Raw genomic sequence first — 24,448 nt, 5'->3', positions numbered from 1 at the left:
GGGATATCGGCATGATTAAATATTGGGTGTTATATTTATTGTTTGCAGTTGTGTTTGTTGGTGTTGTGCGAATAGTAGACCGAATTCATAATGATCACTTATTGATGCAGACGAAAGACTCGGTGTATTTAGATAATGATAAAGAACGTGCACAATTTGTCTCGGAAATTGTACATAAATATATATTAAAGCCCGATCAATCTTTATCGGTAAGTGAAGATGGCTTATCTCCTTATATTTATGGCTATGCAGATTTAAATAATAACGGTAGTGATGAAGTCTTTATCCTTATGCAAAATGAAGAGTATTGTACTGAAAAAGGCTGTCAGGGGTTTTTATTTAGCCATGTTCAAAAAAAATTAGCACAATGGAAAAACATTTATCAACCAATTTTAGTGGCAGATGAATCACATAATGGGTGGCGTGATATTTTAGTTGCTGATGATAATAAAATGTACCGTCTTGAATATAATACAGGTCATTACCTTACCGATGTAAATAAAGCGCCTGAGTTTAATAATCACCAGCAAGCATTAGTGGCGGTAGGATTAGCATTAGATAGCCAATATTACCGTAACGGTGGTAGTAATTTAGCGCTCAATTATTCACAACCTATTTTCGACTGCCAGCAGTGTTTCTTATTTAGCTTTAATCGTTATGAAGAATCAGATAAAAATTATTATTTATCTGTTAATACTGATGATAAAACAGTAATGCCATATCCTTAATCTAATTACACAATATAATAAGTGGCATGATTTCAATATAAAGAGTGTATCTATTTGTTACAAAGGGTAATAGTGTAATGCATTGATTTTAAGGAAGTTATAATATAAAGGATTTCTTTTTAGATTTGCTTATTTATCTCATTATAGCTATTGCTTATAAAGATAACTCAATATATATACGGCTGATATTTATAATAAAAATAATTGATTAGGTGTATATTGTGGCAAATAAAAAGTTGATTGCGTTGGCTATATCATCAGCTCTTTTGATGGGGTGTAATGGCAGTAGTGATTCAAGTGATCCTATTCCACCACCACCGGTTGTTGATCCTGAAACCCCTGAAATTATTCCACCGCCAGTGGTTGATCCTGAAGAACCTGAGGTTATTCCAGCGGCAACAGGTGTTTTTTCGCTTAATGGTGCCATCAATTTTGGTGCGAGTGTACTTTGTAATGGTGCTCCTGCGACTGAGTTCATCGTTAATGATGGTGAGACGATTGTTTGTTCATTGGAAAACGTTGAATTAGCGACATTTAGCGATGTTCAATTACAAGCAACGAAAACTGGCGTAAAAGAAAAAATCAAGCAATTGACACTGGCAGAGTCTGATCGGTTTGTAGCTTTTGCTAATGATGCTCGTGTTAATGCCATTGCGAATACACAAGCATTGCTCAATAAAATGGCCGTTGTAAGCGATAAGATTATTGATTTTAAATTATCAGCAACGGATCTATTACGGTTTGATAATTTCTATAATTCTGATGATTTATTATTACCAAGTGCTGAATTTAATGCGTTGATTAGCGATAAATTAGAAGAAAGTACAGAAACTGACAATAAACCATCTACGCATGAACCTGAATCTCATCCTGTTGTTACACCAGGAACGAGTGATGATTTAAACAGCGGTTTTGTTAGTGCAAATGCAGAGCAAAATTTAACTTATCAGCCAACAAAAATGATCTTAACTGATGGTTTTTTACGTGATCTTGATGGCCAACCTATTGTTGGCGTTGATTATTACAGTTCATCTGGGCGTGGACAAACTGATGCTGACGGTAAATTTAGCTTTAGCTGGGGCGAAAGTGTTGCCTTTGGTATTGATACCTTTGAGCTAGGTGAACTTAAAGCTAATAAAACACAATTTACAGTAAACGACCTAGCCGAAGGGTATGCTGGACGTAATATTGCACGTTTATTACAACGTTATTCTGCATCAACTGATCATATTGAGATTACCGATCAGGTTCATAATGTGTTTGCACAATACCCAAATGTGATTAATGAAGCGTTAAATATTGAGCTTTCTGAATCTGTTCAGTTAGACAATTTGAATCAGGTTTAGCACAACTGATCGATAGTGCTATTTGTGGTAATAATTGCCAAGCCAATGTGCTTTTTTCACCGTTATCATTTCCGCGTACTGCAGCAGTAATGGACAAGAATATCCAAACTGATATTAATAAGCTTTGGGGGGCGAGTTCTGACGCGGTGAAGAATGGTTGGAAGCCTGTTACTAAATTTCACGTATTTACTGATGAAACGTGGTTCTATGGCAGTTCTGGTAATGCGCGCGGTCAAAGTGCAATTAATATATCTAATAGTGCTTTTCCAATTCTAATGTCACGTAATGATAATAATTATTGGATCAAGTTTGGTGATAAAAAAGCATGGGATGAAAAAAGCCTAGCTTATATTACTGAAGCACCGTCAACGGTCGTTCCTGAAAATGTGACAGCTGATACTGCAACCTTTAACTTACCATTTATTAGTATCGGTGAATTAGGGGCAGGTAAAGTTATGATGGTCGGTAATAATCGTTATAACAGTATTTTAGTATGTCCTGATAGTTATAGTTGGAATGACGGTGTTGATAACAATGGCGTATGTTGGCAGCGTAAAGATCGTGCGAATGATAGTGAAGATATGGGAAATTTCTTTGCAAATACTTTCCGTTATTTATTAGGTGATAGCTATATTAATACTACAGCACCGATTACGGTTGGCACCAATATATCACATGTTTATTTTCGTCAAGCTGGGCATCAACAGATCGGCCGTTCGGCAGAGTTTAAAGCAGATAAGCGCTTTAATCTAAATATAGAGCAAGTTACCGATTTCAGTTCAGTTGATCCTGAGATAATGCCATTAGTGATTTTAAACGGTTATGAGTTCTCAACTATTACGGGCAGTTATACAGTACCAACTGTTGCGGATATTAATAAGCCTAAACTAACAGAGCAAGATGTTTCTGGATTGCTGAGTTATGTTGAGCGTGGCGGTAATATTCTAATAATGGAAAGTATTGCTTCGCAACCGAAAGATGAGTTTGCACGTTTATTGGATGGTGCAGGCATAGCATTAAATGGACATTCAGTTATCGCTAATGGTCCAAGTTTTGGCTATCCCGATCGTGTACGTGCACAACGTGAACATGGTTTTTGGGTTATTGAACGTTATGAGTCAGCAAAAGATGAAGTCAGTGGCGAGATAAAGCCACCATACACGATTAAAGATGGCATCGTTATTTGGGATTTCATTGCTAATAATAAACCCGATGATAAGCCAACGTTAGAAGTTGCAAAGAAAGTTATCACTAATAATACAGGCGAAAACGAAACGATAGTGGCATTTATTGATACATATAACAAAAAACCGTCAGAGATCGAGGCTGAAAAACAAAAATTATTAGCCATATTTAGTGATGGAGAATTTGGTTATCAAGAATGTCGCCTGAGTGATTATCACTATGAGGTTAATTGCTTAGAGTATCGACCTGGTACAGGAATTGGAACGGATGGAGGGATGTATACTCCACGTTACCAAGAGTTAGATCTTAATGAAGCGACAGCTAAAGCGATGGTAAAAGCTGCCGATCTTGGAACCAATATCGAGCGTTTATATCTGCATGAATTGTATTTCCGTACAAAAGGAAAACAAGGTGAGCGTTTAACCAGTGTTGATCTAAATCGTATTTATCAAAATATGACAGTATGGCTGTGGAATAATCTTGATTACCGTTATGAGCCCGGTGTTAATAATGATGAATTGGGCTTTAAGCGTTTCACCGAATTTTTAAATTGCTATGGTGATCAAGCGCCAAGTCAAACTGCGTGTAGTGATGAATTAAGCCAGAGTCTTATTGATAACAACATGATTTATGGTGCTAGTAGTAATGTTAATGCTGACTATCAAGGTTGGATGAACCCAAGCTACCCACTGAACTATATGGAAAAACCATTAACGCGTTTAATGTTGGGTCGTTCATATTTTGATTTAGATATTAAAGCCGATATTCGTCAATACCCAGGGGAAGCGAAAGGTTCATCAGCAGCAAATGTCGATGTTGATTTATCAAATAATACCGTTGCATGGTACGCGGGCAATCGTCAATCAACTGGTCAATGGGCTGTGGCACATCAGCCATTTACTATTTCAGTACAAGGAAACAGTAATCCAGTGACAATCACGGTGGCTTTAGCTGACGATCTAACTGGACGTGAAAAACATGAGTTGGGTTTACAGCGTCCTCCGCGTATTTCTAAATCATTTACATTACCAGCAGGTGGTTCAACAGAATTTACTGCGCCATACGGTGGTTTGATTTATGTATCAGGCAATGAAACAGGGAAGGTTAGTGTTAGCTTAAACGGAACGGTTGATGCGCCATGGTACAAAAATAATGCATGGGTAAATAATATAGATTCAGTGGCTCCAATTGGTGAAATTGAATCAAATAGCTTTATTTATACTGCGGTAGCAAAAAATCTACAAGCGAGTAATTATGGCGGTAGCCCACAGCAATTTGCGCAAGAGTTAGATGTTTTTGCTGAAGGTTTAAATGATTTTTATGCGCGTGATGAAATTAATGGTGAAGGTACAGGACGTCATAAAAAAGTAACCGACACGACATTGCCGAATAATAAGCATCATGTGGTTAACGACGTTGCTATTTCAATTGGTGCCGCACACTCAGGCTATCCTGTTATGAATATCAGTTTTGATACTAACAGCAGTGATATTAAAATGTCACCATTAAATAGCTGGTTGTTATGGCATGAAGTTGGCCATAACGCAGCTGAAGCACCATTTAATGTTGAAGGTTCTACTGAGGTTGTAAACAATATTCTAGCTCTTTATATGCAGGATAAACATCTGGGTAAAATGGCGCGTGTTGAGCAAGATATTCGTATGGCACCTGCTTTTGCTAAATTAGATTATGCTTGGGCTGCTGGTGGTAATGGCGAACGATTAGTGATGTTTGCTCAATTAAAAGAGTGGGCTGAAATTGAGTTTGATATTACTAAAGCAGTTAAAGGTAAGCTACCGAGTTATTATGTTACTGATGTTGATGGCATGAAGGGCTGGAACTTATTTAAACTAATGCACCGCCTAACGCGGGGTGGCTTAGAAGATAATATGCAATTACCAATGCCTAATGCCTGCCAATCTACTCAAGGTTTGAGTAAAGGTGATCAATTAATGGTATGTGCCTCTTATGCAGCACAAGCTGATTTAAGTGGCTTCTTTAGTGCTTGGTCACCAGGCTCTAAAGCTTATATGATCCCTGGCGCGACAGAACCTTCTTATGAAGGGGGAGTTACACCTGCTGGACATGCGGCAGTCAAAGCATTAAAGCTTGATGAACCAAAGCATGATCCATTACAAATTAATTCAGTAACAGTACGTCAAATGAATTAAATAACGTAAATATAGATGGTGTGAAAAATAAAACCGCGTATCTGAATGATGCGCGGTTTTTATTTATCAGTAATAAATGTATGAATTTAACCGACAACAAAAGCCCGTTGATAAAGCATCCATGCAGTAAGCTGTTGAATGTCTTTTTCGATTAATGCACATAACATATCTTCAGGGATAGGCGTTGTTTCTGTATAAAATGGAGGCATCTCGCCATGTTTACAACGATCAGGAAATGTCTGTTTTATCCATTGTAATTGGTTGACCCAGTGAGAGGTTGATTGTGGTTTATCGGATTGGATACCTAATTTGGTTGCTAATAATAATGCATCATTTAAATGTTGAATTAATACTAATAAACTTAGCCAGTCTTGTGATGTACGAGGGCTTAAGTTAGGCTCTTTGAGTAAATTCATAACCTCGCCGTTTAGCGCATAATAACGTTGCTGGCTTTGGTATAAATTGATTTTTTGTTCCCATTGCGGTTTGTTTAATACAGCCACATATAATATTTGAGACTTTATCATGCTAGCTGTGTGGCGATCTAGCCATGTCATCGTCCAACTTGGCGCAATAAAATAATTCACCGAAAATGCGATAGTTACTCCAAATAATGTATCGATAATGCGATAAAAAGACACATAAGTATTATCAGGAGATAACAAACTGATCGCGAATACAATCATTGATGTTAACCAAAATACATGGATGTCATAACGCTCTTTGTGATAAGACGTAAAAGAGAAAAAGACCGAAATACTGGTTAATAATAAAACGTATTGTGGCGGCACAAAATATAAACAAACAAAGCAATAAATTCCCCCTAAAGCCGTACCAGAAAAACGATTCCAAATGCGGTGATTAGTGATTGCCATTGATGAGGTCAGCAACACAATAAAGGCTGTTAGTGAGATCCAATAACCTTGTGGTAAATGATAAAATTCAGTTAAAAATTGCGTTACAGCTAATGTTACCGCAATTTTTCCAGCATGACGCCACTCTTTAGAATTAAATTTAAGAGCAAGGCGAAAATCACTAATAAATGCTTCACTGTCATTGGTAAATAAATAGATATTTTTACTATTATCGGGTGATGAAAAAGTATCAAAATTATAACAACGTTTAAAGTTTTCTATTATATCAATAATATAAACTGTATTTTTGTATTCATTAGTTGCAAATGTTGCAGTGATTTGTTGTTTTTTTCTTAATTGGTCGGTGGCTTTTTCTATCCAACCAAATAGTTTAATTCGTGTGGTTGTATGAATATCAAAGCTGAGTACCCGCTCTAAACAAATAATATACTCAGACATTTCTAATAAACGTTGCAGTTCTATTTTTATTTGTAGGGCACGCTTAGACGATGAAACAGAATTGCTGTAATACGCTAAATTGTGGGCACTTTGATAAAAGAATTGTCGTCTTGCCGCTAACTGTGTTTCATCATTAGATAATCGTAATTCATCAAGCCAGTCAGCCAATGCATTGTGCACTGTTACTGTGTGTTGATGCAAAATACGTCCTTTAAAAAAAGGCCATAGCATTAAAGATGAGAGCATGACACATAAGCCAGCAAAGATATTCGCCATCAGCACAATAGTTAAACTATCGCCTACAGAGGCAAAATGAATCGCCATAATGTAGATAAAACCAAAGTTATAGCCAAATAAGCGAATATGAGGGCGTTGATTAGACATTAAGCCATAAATAATGGCGATTGAACATAATGTAATAGCACTTAACCACATATAGCTAAAGACTAAAAACGCCAAATAAGTTGCAACAACGGTGATTATGATGGAAATAGACAGTATTTGTAATCGTTTTAAATAGGGTAGATTGCGAGCTTGAACGCCAAGTAACCATGCTGTAATCAAGCCTGATATACCGGCACTAGTAAAACCTAAGCTATAAAACACACCTAGACTGACTAACATTGGAATGGTTATACGAATAGAGTCGGGAATATCTGCTGCATTGGAAAACCAGCGGCTAAACATAGTCGTTAACGTTGTTATTTTCATGATGGCGGCTTGTTAATAATAAAACATGCTGATACGTCAAAATATAGCGATAAAATAAGCTAAAATGAGGCGTAGAATATAATAAATAATGCAATACAAGTAATGCGTTATTGGTAATGTTACAGAATGGTATTAGTTAAAAAATAAGCAGTGCATCATACGAAGCACTACTTATTTATAAATTTATGCTGATTTTATTAATAGCTGACCAAGGTAATTCATTGCAAAAGCTGCATCTTGTGCCGCGGTATTCACTTTAGTAATTAATTGTTGTGCACGTTCATCGTCATCTTTTAAGCTGATGCTTATCTTTTTAACTAGCTGCTCAGCCATTTCTGTTTTTTGTTTACAGTCATTAAATAATGCAGAAATAACGGCAATATCTATTTCACCACCTTTTGCAAACAAATTAGCAGCAATGCTATACACAGTGTGAAATTGGTTCGCTGTGTCTTTTTTTCCAGCTTCAACATCTTTAGCCCACTCCGTAGACCATGTTTTAAAAATAACGGCAAGTTGTGGGTTAGGTTGCACTTGTATTGGTTGCATTATGTTGTCCTTGAAGTGGTTATACCTAGCATAGTAATGCAGCTTATAACGGGTTTAAAGTGCAATTTTTAGAAAGTGATATCATCGAGTGAATTTAATAATAGTTGGCTATTTTTACCGCATAAAATGGTTGCCAACTGTACAATAGTGGGGTGGGTGTCACATAATTTAGTTATATCTATCATTTTACATCAAGATCTTTGAGAAATTGCTTGCATGAGACACTGTAACGTTTTACGTTAAATTTAGCCCTTGGCAGTAGTGATAGCCAAATAGGTGCTAAGGAGAAACTCATGATTAATGTGAACTTCGAATTGGCAAAACAAGCATATGCTAAAGTGCTAATGTATCCTTATGGTGGTGATATTGAACAGCATGAATATACAGCACTACGTGTCTTCCGTTGGGATTTGGCACGAGTTGGCAAGCCAATTGATAAAGCCTTTGATTTAAGACTGCAAGCTAGTGGTTATCGAAAAATAGCAACACAGCCTGCAAAAGCCCATCGTCCACTTCCTGCGTGTGTTTTAGCGCAAATGAGTGAAAGCTGGAAAAGCCAACATGGTTACCTATAATGTTTAAATATGCCTAAGGCTAAAGAATTTATTTCTTTAGCCTTTTTTATTTTTATCTAAATATTATTAATGCTTAAAATAAAGATAAAAAAAACCAGCCATTACTGACTGGTTTCAATATAGAGATACTATCTGATTATTTTATTTATCAAACGTGTTGCCATTTGCTTCACGTGCTTCTGCAATAGTATCAGGGTGCCACGCCCCTTCAATATCTTTTAGTTCTTTAAACTTAGAGCGATCAAATTCTGGTGTTTTACCTGCTTTAAGCTGTTCTTCATAATCTTTGATGACTTTAATTGCTAACCCCGAAAGGAAGATTAAGGCAACAATATTAACCAGTGCCATTAAGCCCATAGAAACGTCTGCTAGACTCCAAACAACAGGAAGTGAAGCTACAGCACCAAACATTACCATGCCTAATACCGCAAGACGGAACAGGAATAAGCCTTTTTTGGTATTGCCGTTTAAGAACATAATGTTTGTTTCTGCATAGGTGTAGTTTGCAATAATCGATGAGAAACAAAATAGTAATATAGCTGAAGTAATGAAATAGGTCGTCCAATCACCTAATTGATTACTCAACGCTTGCTGAAGCAAGCCAATACCAGTAGCTGCATCTGGTGAGTTCATTACGCCTGATAGCATGATCATCGCTGCCGATGCTGTACAGATCACAATAGTATCAACAAACACACCTAGCATTTGTACAAAGCCTTGTGAAGCCGGATGATTAGGGTTTGGTGTTGCACTTGCCGCTACGTTAGCCGCTGAACCCATGCCTGCTTCATTTGAAAATAGACCACGAGCAATACCACTTTGCATTGCTTGTGAAGCGGTAAATGCTACACCACCTGCAACTGCTTCATGCCAACCAAAGGCACTTTTCACAATAAGAGCAAGTACGGCTGGTAGTTCAGTAATGTTCATTGCAACGATAACTAATGCAATCGCTAAATAGCCAACCGCCATTATTGGAACAATTTTTGTTGATGCGGTCGCAACACGGCGTAAGCCACCCATAATAAAGAAGGCAGTAAAGACAACAATAACGATGCCTTGTGTTGTTTCATCCCACCCAAAAGAGTGGTGCAGTGCGTCTGTGATGGTATTTGCTTGGACGGCATTGAAGACAAAGCCGAAAGCTATAATAAGACAAATTGAAAAAAGAGTACCCATCCAGCGTTTGCCAAGACCTTGCTCCATATAATAAGCGGGGCCACCACGGTATTGACCGTCAACGTCTTTTACTTTGTAAACTTGTGCTAAGGTTGATTCAATAAACGCTGTTGCCATACCAAAGATAGCAATCAACCACATCCAAAAAATCGCACCAGGGCCACCAATGGTTAATGCAACCGCAACGCCTGCCATATTACCGGTGCCAACACGAGCTGCCATTGATGTACAAAAAACTTGATAAGAGCTAATGCCATTTTCTATTTCACGGCCGCTTTTTAATACATCGATTGAATGACGGAATTGACGTATTTGGATAAAACCAAGACGGACACTGAAATAAACTCCTACACCAACTAATAAATAAACAAGAAGTTGGCCCCATAAAACGCCGTTTACTGAACCAATAATTGCCATCAAGGTGTCATTGATTGAGTTCAGTATATTTCCATTCGTAGAAATCATATTTTTTCCTGTTAATAAAACTATGTAATCTTGAAGGACTACTTAGTGAAGAGGGACATTCGTTACTTGTGAGTGCTCTTGCTATCGGTTTCTATAATAGGTTTTTTATTGCTTATAATTTGTAATATACAGGGGTATTATTTATTACAATTATTAAACATGTAACCGATTTCATTGTGATCTAAGGCGATGCAAGGTAGCACAAAAAATCAAAAATCCAAGGAGACTTATATCACAAAAAAAGAATTATTACCATGTAACACGTTACATCGATAGTGTGGCGTCGTGTTTTTATTCTTTTTAATCAATATGTTGAAAAGAAGCACGGTTGGAGTTATAGGGATGCTATTGTACGATGTGCATTATCGTATGTTGAGATTTGACCATTAAAAAAAGTCGGCGCTATATTTTTATTTATCATCTTATTTATTCGTTTGATCATCGTTTTACGAGATAAATTATAGCAATTAAGGCGTCTGGTATAGAAAGTTAGGCATTATAGATAATAAGAGAGTGATAGAATTAATTACTCTCTTATTATCGTGAAAATTCAAATATGAGAATGTTTACTTACCTGCAGCCTCAATATGTATTTTCTTATGACAATTACCGTAGAAGGGACGACCTTTAGGACCTGATTCAAGTAACGATTGAACACTATTGTTAACATTAAATGATTTACCAATGTTCAATCTAACTTCATTCAGATACTTACCTTGGCTACAGGATAAACTGATACGATCAACGGCATCTGCACCGAAATGAGAGATCAGATTCTTTTTAAAGCTAGCCGTTGAGACATTATTACCAATATTTTCTTTGATAAATTGACCAATTGCTGAAGCATCGACTTTCTCAACGAGCTTAGTTGCTGTTAAAAAGTAGTCATTAGCATCGAGGTTTTGACAAACACCATGTTTTTTCCACTCATATTCACCAAATTTTGTTTGGTAGTAAAAATTTGGCATCCATGGTGATATTTCTTTGATTGTCGATGCTGAAAGATCGAGACGAGAATAACGATCACAATAACCATATTTTGTGCCACAGCTGGCTTTATTTGGCCATAATCCATGTAGGGTTAAATTAGTGATGCTTAATTTACCGTCATTAATGGCTGTACATTCAGGCTTATTACCTCTGTAGTTAACATGTTCACAAAATCCAGGTTGCCATGTTAATGCTAATACATATGAATCAAAGTCGTTGCGGGTGTCACAACTTTTTGATGATGCTTTTAATGAAGTAGAAGTAGAAGTAGAAGTAGAAGTAGAAGATTTAGAGAGATCATCACTATTAAACTGTGCTGTACCACATGATTTACTGACCCAACGCATAGCAGGAGATGCGTTGGGAATAAGTATTTGGATCCAATCAAATTCTTTTTCATTAATAGCTTTGATTGCATATTGCTTGTTGTTAACAAGTTGAGTGTTATCTGGGTTGGTTTGCTTACGAAAAGACTGGTATGCCTCACAAGTGCCATTTGAGGTAAAGCTACCTGATGATTGAATTGATGCATTTGCAGCAAAACTAGATAAAGAAATGATATTACCGACAATAACGGTAATTAAAAGAGAATGAGAACGCACAGTTTGCCTATTATGAAATGATAAATTTGGGCTAACTATAGTTGATTATTCCTCTTTTATTAAGAGGAATTAGATACAGTATTGGATAATAATATGTGATGTTGTACGAGAAACCGAGTCAAAAAGGACATATATTCAATTTAGAGTGAATAAATTGACGATTTTTTTTAAATTAGTGTTCACAATAAAGCTAAGTCAGAGTAATATTCACGGAAGTAGCGTCCCCTGTTACACGAAAATGAAAAGATCAATTATAATAAAAGAGTCTTTAATGTGAAAATATCACTTTAAAGTGTGTTGGTGGGAAAACACCAATCTCATTTATTCATCTGAGGTTATTAATTTCATTTAGCTAAATATAGAGCAATGTTAAATTTTCATATTAAGGTTGTTCATTTTATCAATGCATGCTTTGCAATTTCATGTTCAAAGCAAATTTGTATTATTATCCGAGGTTATTAATGGACAGTTTCGCAGCTGCAGAAAAAGCGCTCAGTGCGATGTTAAAAAGTGTAGAAGCAACAGGTGAGGCAAAGGAAGCTCGTGTTGACTATCGTCAAATTTTAATTGATTTTGCTGATGAAGTACCAGGTCGCCAAAAAGCAGTAATCAAGCGTATCCCCCTACAAAAAATAAATAACCTGATTGCTGTTCTACATGAGTTTAAACAAGAATCACGTCATTCCCGTATGATTGAGATTTTAGCGATGATGGAAAAAGATGATGTGTCACCACACGATCTTGTTATTGAAAATTTACCTAATCAAGCTGAATAGCGATATAAATCAATGATTAAACTTAAATGTTTAGTTATTGCAATATAATTATGTTTATACTGCCAATGTTTTAATACTATATTTATTGGTAATTTCGATTACAGCCTTCTTATTTTAATATAGTAAGTTACATTTTTATATTAACCACTTATTCAGTATACAGAGCTAGTTATAGTAGTTCTGTATACTCTCGCCTTATTTTTCATTATTAAGCTCGTATTATTGTCGTTTATTGGTGCCTTATAATTAAACGTTGTTTTATTTTAAAGGTGCTATTTTGTAAGCCATCAATTTATAAAGCAATTTGTTTGTGTTATTAATAAATATTATTTCAATTTAGTGGCTACTAAGGATTCCATGTGAGTAATATAAACTGTGATGAACCTTTTATTAAAGCTCAACACATTACTAAGTCTTATCATGATAAAAAAGCATTAGAAAACATTAGCTTTAGTTTATCTAGTGGGCAAGTCCTTGGTTTACTTGGCCATAATGGTGCAGGTAAATCAACCTTAATTAAAACTTTGCTGGGTATGCATAGTTGTACCGGCGCATTGAGTATTTTTAATTTATCGCCTGAAAAAAATCGCGACAAAATAGTTAAACATCTTGCTTATATTTCTGATGCTGAGTCTTTACCTGAATGGATGACAGTAAAGCAATTAATGGCATATACCATGGGTGTCCATCCGCGTTTTGAACAACAAAAGATGGTTCAGTATTTAGCGCAAACTAAGATTAAGCTTAATAGTAAAATAAAAGCCTTATCAAAAGGTATGAAAGTGCAGTTACATTTGGCGTTGGTGATGGCAACGAACGTCAATGTGCTTATTTTAGATGAACCGACATTAGGGCTTGATCTTATGTATCGTTCGACATTTTATCGTACCTTGATGGCATGGTTTGCAGAAGGTGAGCGAGCATTAATCATAGCGAGCCATGAAGTGAATGAGATTGCACATTTGCTGACAGATGTTTTAGTACTTAAAAATGGCCAAGCGGTATTACAAGCGCCACTATCTTCATTAGCGAGCGAATTTACTATTTTATCGGTGAATGATGAACATATTACCGCTGCCAAACAACTCAACCCACTAACGGTTAATTGTCAATTAGGCCAATATCGATTGTTATTTGAAGATGCTGATATTTCTCAATTGGCATTGTTAGGTGATATTAGCCAACCCAGCCTTGCTGATATATTTTTAGCGAAACAGCAGGAGACCGTACAATGAAACAGAGTTATACCTTAGTAAGAAATGAATTATTAGAGCATAAAATAATTATACGGTTACCCCTATTTTTAGCGTTATTTGCAACGCTATTAGTGGTTATGGTTTTAAGTAATATTAATGATTTCTCTTTTAATATTCAGATGAATAATATTGATGGTTGGCAACCGCCAATTGTCGCCTCATCATTTGCAGGTGTTGTCGGATCGGTCTCTTTTTTCATTGCTGGTATTATTTCATTGCTGAGTTTTTTTACTTATTCAGCGCGAGCGCTTGCAAAAGAACGTAAAGAAGGCACGTTGGCTTTTTGGCATTCAATGCCCGTGAGTGATAGTAAAGCAATAGCGATTAAGTTATTGGTCGCACTTGTCGTTATTCCATTACTTTCATCATTATTCTTATTGTTTGTGGATGTTGCTGTATGGCTTGTTGCTATGTGGATGATGCCTGCAGATATGCTGGCTGAGAATTCACTTTCTTTTGTTGCTATTGTATTGCACTGGAGTCAGTTTATCTCAATGATGGCGGCAATGAGTTTAGCGTTATTGCCGATTGCCTGCATAATTTTTTGTGCTTCTCAGTTAACAGAGCACCCATTGTTAGTGTTGTTTGTTGCAATAACACTCATTAAGTTCATTAGTTACATGTTGTTTGATTCAATGGCAATAGGGGGGTGGTTAAACAGCGTCAGTAATTTGGCATTTAATATTTTAACCAGTGATCAGCCTTGGCATACATTAGTAAGTATAGGAACGATAACATTATTAGGGTTATTAATTGCTGCGGTAGGTCTATTTAAGACAAGTGTTTATTTAAGAAGCGGTGATTAAATTTGAAATATTATTATTAATGTTATTAAAAAAGAGAATGTAGAGCTACATTCTCTTTTATTTAACTTATAACTGAGGATGATTATTTTATTTTATATATACCTAAGTATATTGGAACAGTTATAAATAATATATTTAACAATTAAGCTGCAGAAACAGACTCAATGTATTGTACTTCATTTTTATATTTACGAACGTTGCGAGATAGTGTGCCTTTTGGTAGCTCATAACGCTTCTCTGCTTCGTAGCTTGATAGCCCATCAAACACGACTGCAGCAACAGCAACGCGTTGGTTTTCTGATTTAAAGATACGTTGTGCGATTAAATCATATTGTGTATTTGTCATAGTCTTGCCTATTTTAATTTTTAAGAGCGGGATAATGGTCTTTCCAATTCGTCCACTCAATGCTTGAAAAACGGTCGACTTGTTAGATATATAACAAGTAAACAAATGCTGTTAGCAAGACAATAGCAATGTGAACCTTAACAGAAGATTAATAGAATTATTATTATGGTTTAATTTCGCATTAAAAATAGAAACTTAAAATAAAAAGCTTCTGTTTTTAATCAAAAAGTAGTTAATTTCATCTTGTTTTTAAATAAGGAATATTAGATTGAATATATGCAGTAAAATAAAGGGAGGCTGAACCTCCCTTTATTGTATTGTTTTAAGTTAATTACCCAATAAGGCGTAATCCATTGGGCAACGCATCACCAAATACGCGTTTGGTTTCTGCTTCTGTCAATATTTTGACCTCAGATACCATTTCGATCCAACTATCAGGGGCTTTGCTTTGTTTTAACTTAGTAATGACTTGTTGGCGTAGTTCATCGCTAATGTCTAGTGTGCGATCGCCTGTCATACGCGTCATCATTACTGCAGCAAAACCAATGTATGACTCTTTACGCCAATCATAATTCATTAGTTCTGGTAAGCAGTAAGAGACATGCTCAGCTGACAATAGGTTATGAACACTGCCATAGAAAGGTGAACGTGTTGCAATGCGGCCAATAGCCCACCAATGTGCTTGTGCATATTGGGTTTTCTGTAAACGACCAAATAACCACTCAATCAGCTGTAGCTTCTTATCAAACGGTAAGTGCTCTAAAGAAGCCGCTAAGCGTACCATGTCTTCGTAGCTACGTTCTTGGAGCTCTTTATTAAGCTTAGCGTTACGACTTGCGCCAGGCGTAATGTATTTAGCGATGTCTTTATAGATAACAAGCTGTTGTTCTTGCGATAAGCCACCAGCGACACGACGCCAGAATATCCACCAATCACACCAAGTTTGAGTATTGGTATCAAATTGAATCCCGTGTTGATATAACTGCCAGATCTGCTCCATACGATATTCATCCGCAGGATAGCCAAAGCCTGGACGCATAGTAAAGCCCGTAAGTTTTAACCAATTACGTTCATGAAGATCAGAGCGTCGACGACGTTTCTTACTATCAAGTAACGCATTTGCTAGTTCACGTAAACATGGCGTTTCCCATGCGTCACGTTTGCCCAAGATTTTATCAAGATCATTACGTAATGTTTTTACTGCTTTATTATCTGCGGCTTTAGTGCCACCAAAGACTTTTTTAATCGCATCAATGGCATCAGGCATGCGTGCTGGAAGTTCACTTTCTGCAAGCGTGCTATCACTGTCATTGTTAGTACGATTTAATCGGGCTAAGTCTTTACGAATAGCAAATTCAACTTTCCAACGTTTGCCATTATCATTAAGGCTAACTGCTTCAATTTGCAGGGTGCCTACTTCAGTTAGCTGGCAAGCTAGGGTTACTTCTTCACGATCTTTTTGGTTCGCAGCCAGTAGGTCACGATCACGATCACTGTCTAAGGTTGCAATGAACGGCGGCAGGCTAATATAACCATCACCGACGATTTCAATCAGTTCACCAACATCGTGATGCTTATCATTCGTTGAGGAAACTAAGTTAAATCGTACTGGCTCACCTAATGTTAATGCAAATTTACGGTGAGTTAGCGTAATTTCGACACCTTCTTCAATTCCCTTTGGTAATAAACAAATTCCTTGCTTGGTACCTTTGTTTTCACCAATAGTGAGGAAAAATGAACGGGCAGAACCACCACCAATTTTGAGTTGTGCGCCATGACGTGCTTTGGCATAAGCAACAGCGCCAAAGGCAACCGCTAAATCAGGGTGGAGGTTTTTAAGTTCAGTAACTGGAGCACCGCGCCAGCGAGAAATAATATCTAGCGTACGTGCTGACAGTAGGGGGCTGTTAAACACACCACCATTGAGCAGTACGGCAACTGGAATTGCAGGTTGATCATCACTAATAATGATTGAATCAGGGTGATGCAGGTTAAAATCATTAAACGCTTCACGACAGACATTGTCATGCAGATCAATAAATTGTGCTACATGCTTACTGATAGCTGGATCCGCTGCATAGGGAAGTCCAAACTCAACCATCGCTGCTTGACGTTGGTTCGGTTGATCTGTAAATGCGGTGATAGGGAAAAAGCCATCAAGGGCGATGCTATGCACTTCTTCACGGTTTAGCTCAATACTTTTAGCACCACCAATCAAACGTGAGCCACTGCCTAGCATGGTTACTTTGGCGTTATCTGGCGCATTACCTGATAATAACTTTTCTTTCACTTTTCGCGTTTGCTGAATTAGCTTTGATAACGCGGCAGGGCTGAGTTTTTTAGATTCGCCATGTAATCGTTGTTCGGCAACGTGTGCTAATGCTAAATCGAGATTATCGCCGCCTAACATTAAGTGATCGCCAACCCCAATACGATCAAGGGTCAATTTACCTTCATCAGTGCCGACTTTGATTAAACTTAAATCGGTAGTACCACCGCCGACATCGCACACCATCAATAATGGAATGTCTTTTAATAATTCATCAGCTTGTTGACGGTTTTGGGCATACCAGTCGTAACACACCGCTTGTGGCTCTTCCAGTAGTAATACTTTCTTTAATCCTGCCAATTCTGCAGCTTCTAGTGTCAGTGCGCGTGCTGACTCATCAAAAGAGGCCGGAACGGTAATGACCACTTCTTGTTGGGCAAGTTTGTCATTTTTATGATGATAGTCCCACGCTTGGCGGACATGATTAAGGTAACTTGCACTAGCAATAACGGGCGAGACTTTCTTTACATCAGACGTTGAGGCCGTTGATGACCAAGGTAATATTGCTTCATTACGATCAACATGTTGATGTGATAACCAACTTTTCGCACTGACAACTTGGCGACCTTCAACTTTTGCACCTAACTCACGCGCAAATTCACCAATAATGACACTTGGAATTTCACCGTTTACAGGCTCAGCATTCCAAGGTAATACTAATTGAGTGGCGTCCATTTCACCTTCCGCTGGATGATAACGGAATGAGGGCAAGAGAGGCTTACGTGCAACTTCGCCTGGAGCTATTAATTGGTCGATGTCAAAAATATGCATTGGGCTTGTTTCTAACGCATCCGTGATTTCACAATAAGCGACAACGGTGTGTGTTGTACCAAGATCAATACCAACAAGGTAACGTGGGGAAGATGAAGGCATGCTGACTCCATAAAATAATTGCAATGAGAAAATAGCCTGATGGGAAACGATTGATGTGTCAGTTTTTTCGGGTGAAAATTAGAAGAATATAGCCCGCTGACATGTTTCATTGGCCAGATAAATAAACGGCGCACTATAAAGTGCGCCGCTGTATAAGTTATTACGCTTCGCGAACGTCAAATTCGACTTGCCATTTTTGACCATTATCGGTCGCGATAGCTTCAAGGCATAACATACCCAGTTCAGTAACATGCGAGGCAAGTTTAACCGGAACAACCTCACCAGCGCTACGACCTTCAGAGACAGGTAATGTCATTTGAATTGTCGGTAATTGTTCCATTTCTTCTGGTTGCCACCAATCAAGGTGTGTACCTGCAACATCATCACGACGTACCGTTGAACCAAAGAATTTAAATTGTACTGGCTGGCCGATAATCAAACCAAACTCTTGGCTTGGTACATCAGCTTGACTGCCTTCTTCCATACCAAAAGGAGCAACACATAGTGCTTCTAATGGCGGTTCCATTCCTGGAATTGCTGGCATTGCACTTTCAATACCAACGTAGTAACTACTAGCGATACCACCACGAATACGTACACCTTTACCACGACGTACAGAGCCGTAATATGACGCACCACTTGCTACCGCCAGATCAAGATCAAGACCTGAAAGTAGTTTCGCTTCAGTTGAACCAGCCGTTGTTAACCACCTATTGATGGTTGATAACAAGCGATCTGATAGTAATGAAGATTTAAGTACGCCACCGTTAAACAAAATAGCCGTCGGGCGAATAAAGCCTTCATGCTGTTGTTCATATTGTGCAAATAACTCTTCAACAGCTTGGTTTTGACGGCTTAAAAAACCTGCAACATGGCGTGATACCGCAGCATCTTGTGCATATGGCAGACCCATTTGGGTTAATGCACCACGGGCTGTTTGTACTGGTAGTTCTTCAATTGCTGTTTGAGGGAAGAAACCTTCAACTAGCGTTTGTTGCACTTCTTCTTGGGTCAGTTCAGTTTGTAACGTACCGCCCAATAGTTTAGAGCCACGGCTAGGAACAACAATCGGCATTGATTGTAACTCTGCATCGTTCAGTAATGCTTCTTTAGCGTCGCGACATGCATGAGTAATGGCGAGTACTTGCCATGGCTGTAATTGTTTGTCTTCTTGCGCAAGCTTCATCTTTAAGCGATAAGCGAGAGCAAGATCCATGTTATCACCACCCAGAAGGATGTGATCGCCAACAGCAACACGGTTAAGGGTTAAATTACCATCTTCTTCAGTAACAGCAACTAACGATAAATCTGTTGTACCACCACCGATATCGATCACTAGAATGATATCGCCAACAGCAACTTGGTCACGCCAGTTTTCGTCGTTATTTTTGATCCAGCTATAAACTGCCGCTTGTGGTTCTTCAAGCAAGGTTAGGTGCTTAAAGCCAACATTGCGTGCTGCTTCTGCGGTCAATTCACGTGCAGCTGGATCAAATGATGCAGGTACTGTGATTGTGACGTCTTGATCACAAATAGGCGTTTCAGGATATTGGAAATTCCACGCATCAGCCATGTGCTCAAGGTACTTTTGTGTTGCTTCTAATGGCGATACTTTAACGACTTCTTCTGGGCTATTGAGTGGCAAAAATGCTTCGCGACGGTTTACACCACCATGACAAAGCCAACTTTTTGCACTGGAAATAAGACGAATAGGAGTCTTACTACCTAAATTTCGCGCCATCGCACCAACAATAGCATTGGGTTTTGCATTCCAAGGAAGTGCCGTATCACCTTCAGCTAATTCTGATTCATGGGCTTGGTACATAAATGACGGTAATTGGTTTTTATCTTCCACATTACCAGGCGTGGTTAATTGTGGAATAGCCATTACTGTCACATCAGCGTTTTCATTTTCAAGATCGATATAAGACAACACACAATGTGTTGTGCCTAAGTCAATACCCACGCTGTAGCGATGTTGCTGTGTTTCTTGCATTATAGTTCTACCTCAGCGGCTGCGATGATATGTACATCATGGCCTTCTGCCAATTTAGGCAATTTAACATTTGTCACTTTCCAACCGCGATGGATTAAAGTGCCATTAAATGGTGCTTCACCAACTACGTTACCCGTTAAGCGTACTTCAGATGCGTTAAAACCTTGAGGTAGGGTAATACGTGATTCTTCTTCTTCAGTACGAACAGGTGCGAAACTAAAGTATTCGTTAAGTACTTTCTGACCACCTTCATGAATAACACGAGCAGCGGCACCAATATCAGCATCGGCAAAGCCTTTAAGATCTTCTTGCATAAAATCAATAAAGCGCGCGTCTTGTTGTAAAAGTGACAGTAGCTGGAGAGCTGAATCGGGTGTTGATGTTTTAAGTTTAGGTTCAACTTCTACTTCAACGATTTTCTCAACAATTTTTTCTACTTCAACAATTTTTTCAACAGGTTTCTCGACGATCTTCTCAATGATTATCTCGACGGGTTTTTCAATCTCAACGATTTTTTCTACTTCAATCTCTTTTTCAACAATTTTTTCGATCTCAACAGGTTTACCTTTTTTCATTAGATACATTAACAAAAAGATCACTGCTAATGCGCCTAAGATCGCGTGCCCCATGTCGATACTCGTTGGCATCGCCGACAAATCTACGTGCATCGCTGATAATTCAGTGAGCATATTGGAAAAATCAAAAGCCATAATTTGTTTACTCTTAGCGGTTAAAGGTCGATTCGTGAAACGTTCTGTTAGAATCAGCTTCAAATAATTGAATGAATCTTAGCATAGACCTTTTAAAAACGTGTTATCTATACAAGGTTTTATCTTCTAAAATCTCGAATAAAAGGTCTCTTCGCTTAAATTACAGTCAAAATATTAAGTTAAATACAATGAATTTCTGTGTGATTTTTAACGGAAAAGATTGCCTATTCTATATATGGAGGCACTTAAAAACGATTTCAAGCTAACTGTTTGTATTAAAAGATCAACCTAGATTAAAATGTGATAGATAACAGAAGAGCTGAAACTTTACTTGAAATTTGTTGTTCGGTGATGGTTCAATACGGCCATTGGCAGAGAGTTGCCTAAACGGCTAGAGAGACTAGCGGTTTATTTCTTTATAAAATAGGTCAAGATATGTCATCTGATTATACTGGTACTAGTGCTGCTTATGCTCGCCAAGAAGCGGGCTACCGTGAAAAAGCATTAAAAATATATCCTTGGGTGTGTGGCCGTTGTTCGCGTGAGTTTGTTTATTCAAATCTACGTGAGTTAACTGTTCACCACGTCGATCATGATCATACTAATAACCCTCAAGATGGTAGTAATTGGGAGTTGTTATGCTTATTTTGTCATGATCATGAGCATGAGAAATACACCGATGCTGATAATGGTCAAGGCAGTGTAATTCGTGCGGGTGAAGATGATCACCAAGCTGCGACATTTAACCCATTTGCAGATCTTAAAGCGATGATGGAAAAGAAAAAATAATCTAACACGCGAATAAGATTAGATGCTGTTATTGATTATAACAGCCAAGAAAAGCCAGCAATTATTATTCGAATGCTGGCTTTTTTATTGTTATTTTTTGTCGTGTTGATCTATATGGTTAAGCCAATATAATTAAGTGCCTAAAATTTGTAGCGGCAAGCTAAGTAAGCTGTCACCTAGGCTCGCAAAGTAGGCAATAATACCGATAAAGGCAGCAACAAGACTGACATACCATACGGTTGAGAATATTTGACCGTAACGATCTAGTGGCAATAAATGACTTTGATGACGCTGTTTCCATTCAAAAATAATCTCTAAACTGCCCATAATCAATAGGAAGCCAAATAGAGTCAGCCCTAAACGGTAGCTTAAAATTACCCCAGCAACTGCCGCCAATGCACAAGCAATAATGCCAATTTTACTGTTCATCGAAAAACTAATGCTTTTTAGAACATGACCGCCATCGAGAGGTAGAATAGGTAATAAATTAAATAAATTTAACAGTGCATTAAAAACGGCTAAGCCCGCAAAAAACATTTCGCCAGTGATCCAATAAGCGATCATGCTGGCTAATGACATGATTAAACCAAATGCCGGCCCCATAATTGAAATCACTACATCCTGCCAACGGGTGTTAATTTTTTCATCACTTAATGCTAAACCGCCAAGAAAAGGAATTAAATAAATGCCTTTGGTTTTCATGCCAAAATATTTCATGGCACGAATATGCCCATATTCATGGAAAACTAAACAAGCCAGTAACGCTAATGCAAATTGAATTGAGAATAGCCATGAATAAGCAGCAAGGCTCGCAGAGGCAAGTACGACCTTAATTAATTTAGCACTTTTGAGGGCTTTCATGCCTAAAGACACTAATCCAATCAGGCTGAATTTTTTCTCTGGTTTTATCGGTTGCTGAGGGTGTTGACGTTCAATATCTTTAACATCCCGCTTGCCTTGCGCAATCATTTGGTTATTAGCTGTCGCGTGATATTGGATCAGAAAAGGCTGCCAACTCAAGCTACCGTTCAGTTGGCATTGAATGGTTTGTTCATTATTTGAAAGCTCAAACTGATGTATAAACTGATCTGTATCGGTTGGTGCAGCGGCAATTTGAGAGACGAGGGTGTTGTCCCAAAATAATTGTTGCCATCCTGCCATTGAACCTTCAAGTCGTAACGGCTTACCTAAAAAATCGATTACCAATAATTCCAATGCATGATCCACAGAGTAAAGAAAGATAGGACAATTATACGGAAAAATGCGTATTGAACGAGCCTCTGTTACGGGTTGTTACATATTACTCGTTAAGTAAGAGGAGAAAGTCGATATAAGTGATAAATAACAATTTGATAATAAAAAGATTTAGATATCTTTAATATTTCATTGTGGTTGTTTTTTATACAGAATATCCGCATATTAAACAGATTTTTATTTATTTTTATTGGAAAGTTTGTATTGGGTCAATTTTCATCACAAATAGACGAGTTTTTCTGTTTACTATTATGGTTAGGCCTTATTATGGAGGCCTATCTAATTATTATATTTTTTGTGTTTTTTAGGATAAAAAATAACGAAAAAATAGGTCACAATATCGCATGAGTTTTAAAAATAAGCCTGTATTTACACGATCATTACTTCACCCTCGTTACTGGGGTACATTAGCATTAGTGGGATTAATGTATTCACTGAGTTTATTACCCTATTCGGTGCAACATTTTTTAGGAAAACATATTGGCCGTTTAGCGATTAAGTTAATGAAAAAGCGTCGTCATACAATTTGTCGTAATCTAGAGTTGTGCTTTCCTCTGATGAGTGAAAATGAACGAGAAAATTTAATTAAAGAAAATATTGATAACACGGGATTAGCACTATTTGAAACTGGAATGGCATGGTTTTGGTCTGATGCTCGCGTTTGTCGTCACGTTACGATTAACGGAATGGAGCATATGGAGCAACTTGAGCGCGAGGGCAGAGGTGCATTAATGGTTGCGGTACATTCAATGAATCTAGAACTTGGTGCGCGAGCTTTTGGCATTAAAAAAACAGGTATGGGTGTTTATCGTCCCAATAATAATCCGTGTTTTGATTTCTTCCAATATCAAGGTCGTTCACGATCTAATCGTACATTAATCGATCGTAAAGATGTGAAGGGTATGCTGCGAGCGCTAAAATCAGGTGAACGAGTATGGTATGCGCCTGATCATGACTATGGTCTTCGACGTTCAACATTTGCCCCTTTGTTTGCGGTTGAACAAGCATGTACTACAACCGGTACAAGTTTGTTAGTTGATGCGACAGATTGTGCTGTCGTGCCATTTACTATGGTACGGGATAATGATTCTGGTCATTATACGTTAACGATATGCCAGCCTGTTGAGGGCTTCCCGCATAAAGCTCCTGATGCTGCGGCTGGATTTATTAATAAGATTGTAGAGCAATCAATCATGGCAGCCCCAAGCCAATATATGTGGTTACACCGTCGTTTTAAAAATCGTCCAGAAGGGCAGCCAAGTCTTTATTAATTAAAGCGACATCATGAATAATACTGTGAAAGCTCACTTTTTAAGTGGGCTTTTTTATTTTATATAATAGCCAATAATTAACGTTGATTTATTAACCAAATAATAACTAAACTTAATCTTTGCTGTATAGCAACTATTGCGATATTGCATTGACTTGCATTCAATAAAGTATTTTACATAATATAATGGCACGATTAGTTATGTGAGTTTTTTAAGAGACTGTTAAGA

At 37.7% G+C, this 24,448-nt stretch carries 18 protein-coding genes; 9 read left to right on the top strand and 9 right to left on the bottom strand.

Features of this window, described 5'->3' with window-relative positions:
• Positions 1-11 precede the first annotated feature (11 nt).
• The 3 genes from Q0V26_RS06710 (at position 12) to Q0V26_RS06705 (ending at position 5,430) form a co-directional block, all read left to right on the top strand.
• Positions 12-728 (top strand): hypothetical protein, encoded by a 717-nt coding sequence (locus tag Q0V26_RS06710; protein WP_297479652.1) that lies wholly within the window; start codon positions 12-14, stop codon positions 726-728.
• A gap of 221 nt (positions 729-949) precedes the next feature.
• Complete coding sequence (locus Q0V26_RS17875) at positions 950-2,074, top strand: hypothetical protein (protein WP_363316461.1); 1,125 nt, start codon at positions 950-952, stop codon at positions 2,072-2,074.
• Positions 2,041-5,430: an SslE/AcfD family lipoprotein zinc metalloprotease gene (locus tag Q0V26_RS06705; protein ID WP_363316462.1), complete on the top strand. Its 3,390-nt coding sequence runs from the start codon at positions 2,041-2,043 to the stop codon at positions 5,428-5,430. The genes Q0V26_RS17875 and Q0V26_RS06705 overlap by 34 nt, the downstream gene beginning before the upstream one ends.
• 86 nt (positions 5,431-5,516) lie before the next feature.
• Here the strand turns inward: Q0V26_RS06705 and Q0V26_RS06700 are convergent, their stop codons facing one another.
• On the bottom strand, positions 5,517-7,454 hold the full coding sequence (locus tag Q0V26_RS06700; RefSeq protein WP_297479649.1) for an FUSC family protein: 1,938 nt from the start codon (positions 7,452-7,454) through the stop codon (positions 5,517-5,519).
• A 183-nt stretch (positions 7,455-7,637) separates the two neighbouring features.
• Entirely contained in the window at positions 7,638-8,003 is a 366-nt protein-coding gene (locus Q0V26_RS06695) for a hypothetical protein (RefSeq protein ID WP_080157203.1), read from the bottom strand.
• A gap of 293 nt (positions 8,004-8,296) precedes the next feature.
• Between Q0V26_RS06695 and Q0V26_RS06690 the strand changes: the two genes are divergently transcribed.
• Positions 8,297-8,578 carry a hypothetical protein gene (locus Q0V26_RS06690; RefSeq protein ID WP_297479645.1) on the top strand — a complete coding sequence of 94 codons (282 nt, stop codon included), beginning with the start codon at positions 8,297-8,299 and terminating at the stop codon, positions 8,576-8,578.
• Positions 8,579-8,719: 141 nt separating this feature from the next.
• On the opposite strand, the gene Q0V26_RS06685 is transcribed toward Q0V26_RS06690, so the two are convergent.
• Both Q0V26_RS06685 and Q0V26_RS06680 read right to left on the bottom strand, forming a co-directional pair.
• Positions 8,720-10,222, bottom strand: a complete 1,503-nt coding sequence (locus Q0V26_RS06685) for an alanine/glycine:cation symporter family protein (protein WP_297479642.1) — start codon at positions 10,220-10,222, stop codon at positions 8,720-8,722.
• Between the two features lie 566 nt (positions 10,223-10,788).
• A complete protein-coding gene (locus Q0V26_RS06680; RefSeq protein WP_297479641.1) occupies positions 10,789-11,814 on the bottom strand; it encodes a ribonuclease in 1,026 nt (341 codons plus the stop codon).
• 461 nt (positions 11,815-12,275) lie between these two features.
• Here Q0V26_RS06680 and Q0V26_RS06675 point away from each other — a divergent pair, with 461 nt between their 5' ends.
• The 3 genes from Q0V26_RS06675 (at position 12,276) to Q0V26_RS06665 (ending at position 14,652) form a co-directional block, all read left to right on the top strand.
• Entirely contained in the window at positions 12,276-12,590 is a 315-nt protein-coding gene (locus Q0V26_RS06675; protein ID WP_297479639.1) for a hypothetical protein, read from the top strand.
• Positions 12,591-12,958: 368 nt separating this feature from the next.
• A complete protein-coding gene (locus tag Q0V26_RS06670; RefSeq protein ID WP_297479783.1) occupies positions 12,959-13,825 on the top strand; it encodes an ABC transporter ATP-binding protein in 867 nt (288 codons plus the stop codon).
• Positions 13,822-14,652, top strand: a complete 831-nt coding sequence (locus tag Q0V26_RS06665) for an ABC transporter (protein ID WP_297479638.1) — start codon at positions 13,822-13,824, stop codon at positions 14,650-14,652. Before Q0V26_RS06670 ends, Q0V26_RS06665 begins: the two co-directional genes overlap by 4 nt.
• Before the next feature lie 142 nt (positions 14,653-14,794).
• Here Q0V26_RS06665 and Q0V26_RS06660 read toward each other — a convergent pair whose 3' ends face one another.
• From Q0V26_RS06660 to Q0V26_RS06645, 4 genes are all read right to left on the bottom strand, one after another.
• Positions 14,795-14,998: a hypothetical protein gene (locus Q0V26_RS06660; protein ID WP_036795050.1), complete on the bottom strand. Its 204-nt coding sequence runs from the start codon at positions 14,996-14,998 to the stop codon at positions 14,795-14,797.
• A gap of 331 nt (positions 14,999-15,329) precedes the next feature.
• Positions 15,330-18,200, bottom strand: coding sequence for an Hsp70 family protein (locus Q0V26_RS06655; protein WP_297479611.1), 2,871 nt, complete (start codon positions 18,198-18,200; stop codon positions 15,330-15,332).
• Between the two features lie 160 nt (positions 18,201-18,360).
• On the bottom strand, positions 18,361-20,196 hold the full coding sequence (locus Q0V26_RS06650) for an Hsp70 family protein (protein ID WP_297479608.1): 1,836 nt from the start codon (positions 20,194-20,196) through the stop codon (positions 18,361-18,363).
• A complete protein-coding gene (locus Q0V26_RS06645; protein ID WP_297479781.1) occupies positions 20,196-20,864 on the bottom strand; it encodes a DUF2760 domain-containing protein in 669 nt (222 codons plus the stop codon). The genes Q0V26_RS06650 and Q0V26_RS06645 overlap by 1 nt, the downstream gene beginning before the upstream one ends.
• A 477-nt stretch (positions 20,865-21,341) precedes the next feature.
• Between Q0V26_RS06645 and Q0V26_RS06640 the strand changes: the two genes are divergently transcribed.
• Positions 21,342-21,695 (top strand): YajD family HNH nuclease, encoded by a 354-nt coding sequence (locus tag Q0V26_RS06640; RefSeq protein WP_045036123.1) that lies wholly within the window; start codon positions 21,342-21,344, stop codon positions 21,693-21,695.
• A gap of 132 nt (positions 21,696-21,827) precedes the next feature.
• Here the strand turns inward: Q0V26_RS06640 and Q0V26_RS06635 are convergent, their stop codons facing one another.
• A complete protein-coding gene (locus tag Q0V26_RS06635; RefSeq protein WP_297479602.1) occupies positions 21,828-22,910 on the bottom strand; it encodes a site-2 protease family protein in 1,083 nt (360 codons plus the stop codon).
• Positions 22,911-23,293: 383 nt separating this feature from the next.
• Between Q0V26_RS06635 and Q0V26_RS06630 the strand changes: the two genes are divergently transcribed.
• Positions 23,294-24,220 carry an LpxL/LpxP family Kdo(2)-lipid IV(A) lauroyl/palmitoleoyl acyltransferase gene (locus tag Q0V26_RS06630; RefSeq protein WP_297479599.1) on the top strand — a complete coding sequence of 309 codons (927 nt, stop codon included), beginning with the start codon at positions 23,294-23,296 and terminating at the stop codon, positions 24,218-24,220.
• Positions 24,221-24,448 lie beyond the last annotated feature (228 nt).

Origin of the sequence: uncultured Photobacterium sp. (assembly GCF_947039875.1) — a bacterium.
Classification (GTDB): domain Bacteria; phylum Pseudomonadota; class Gammaproteobacteria; order Enterobacterales; family Vibrionaceae; genus Photobacterium.
Note: the sequence above shows the minus strand (reverse complement) of the source record. Positions and strands in the feature narration are given on the sequence as shown.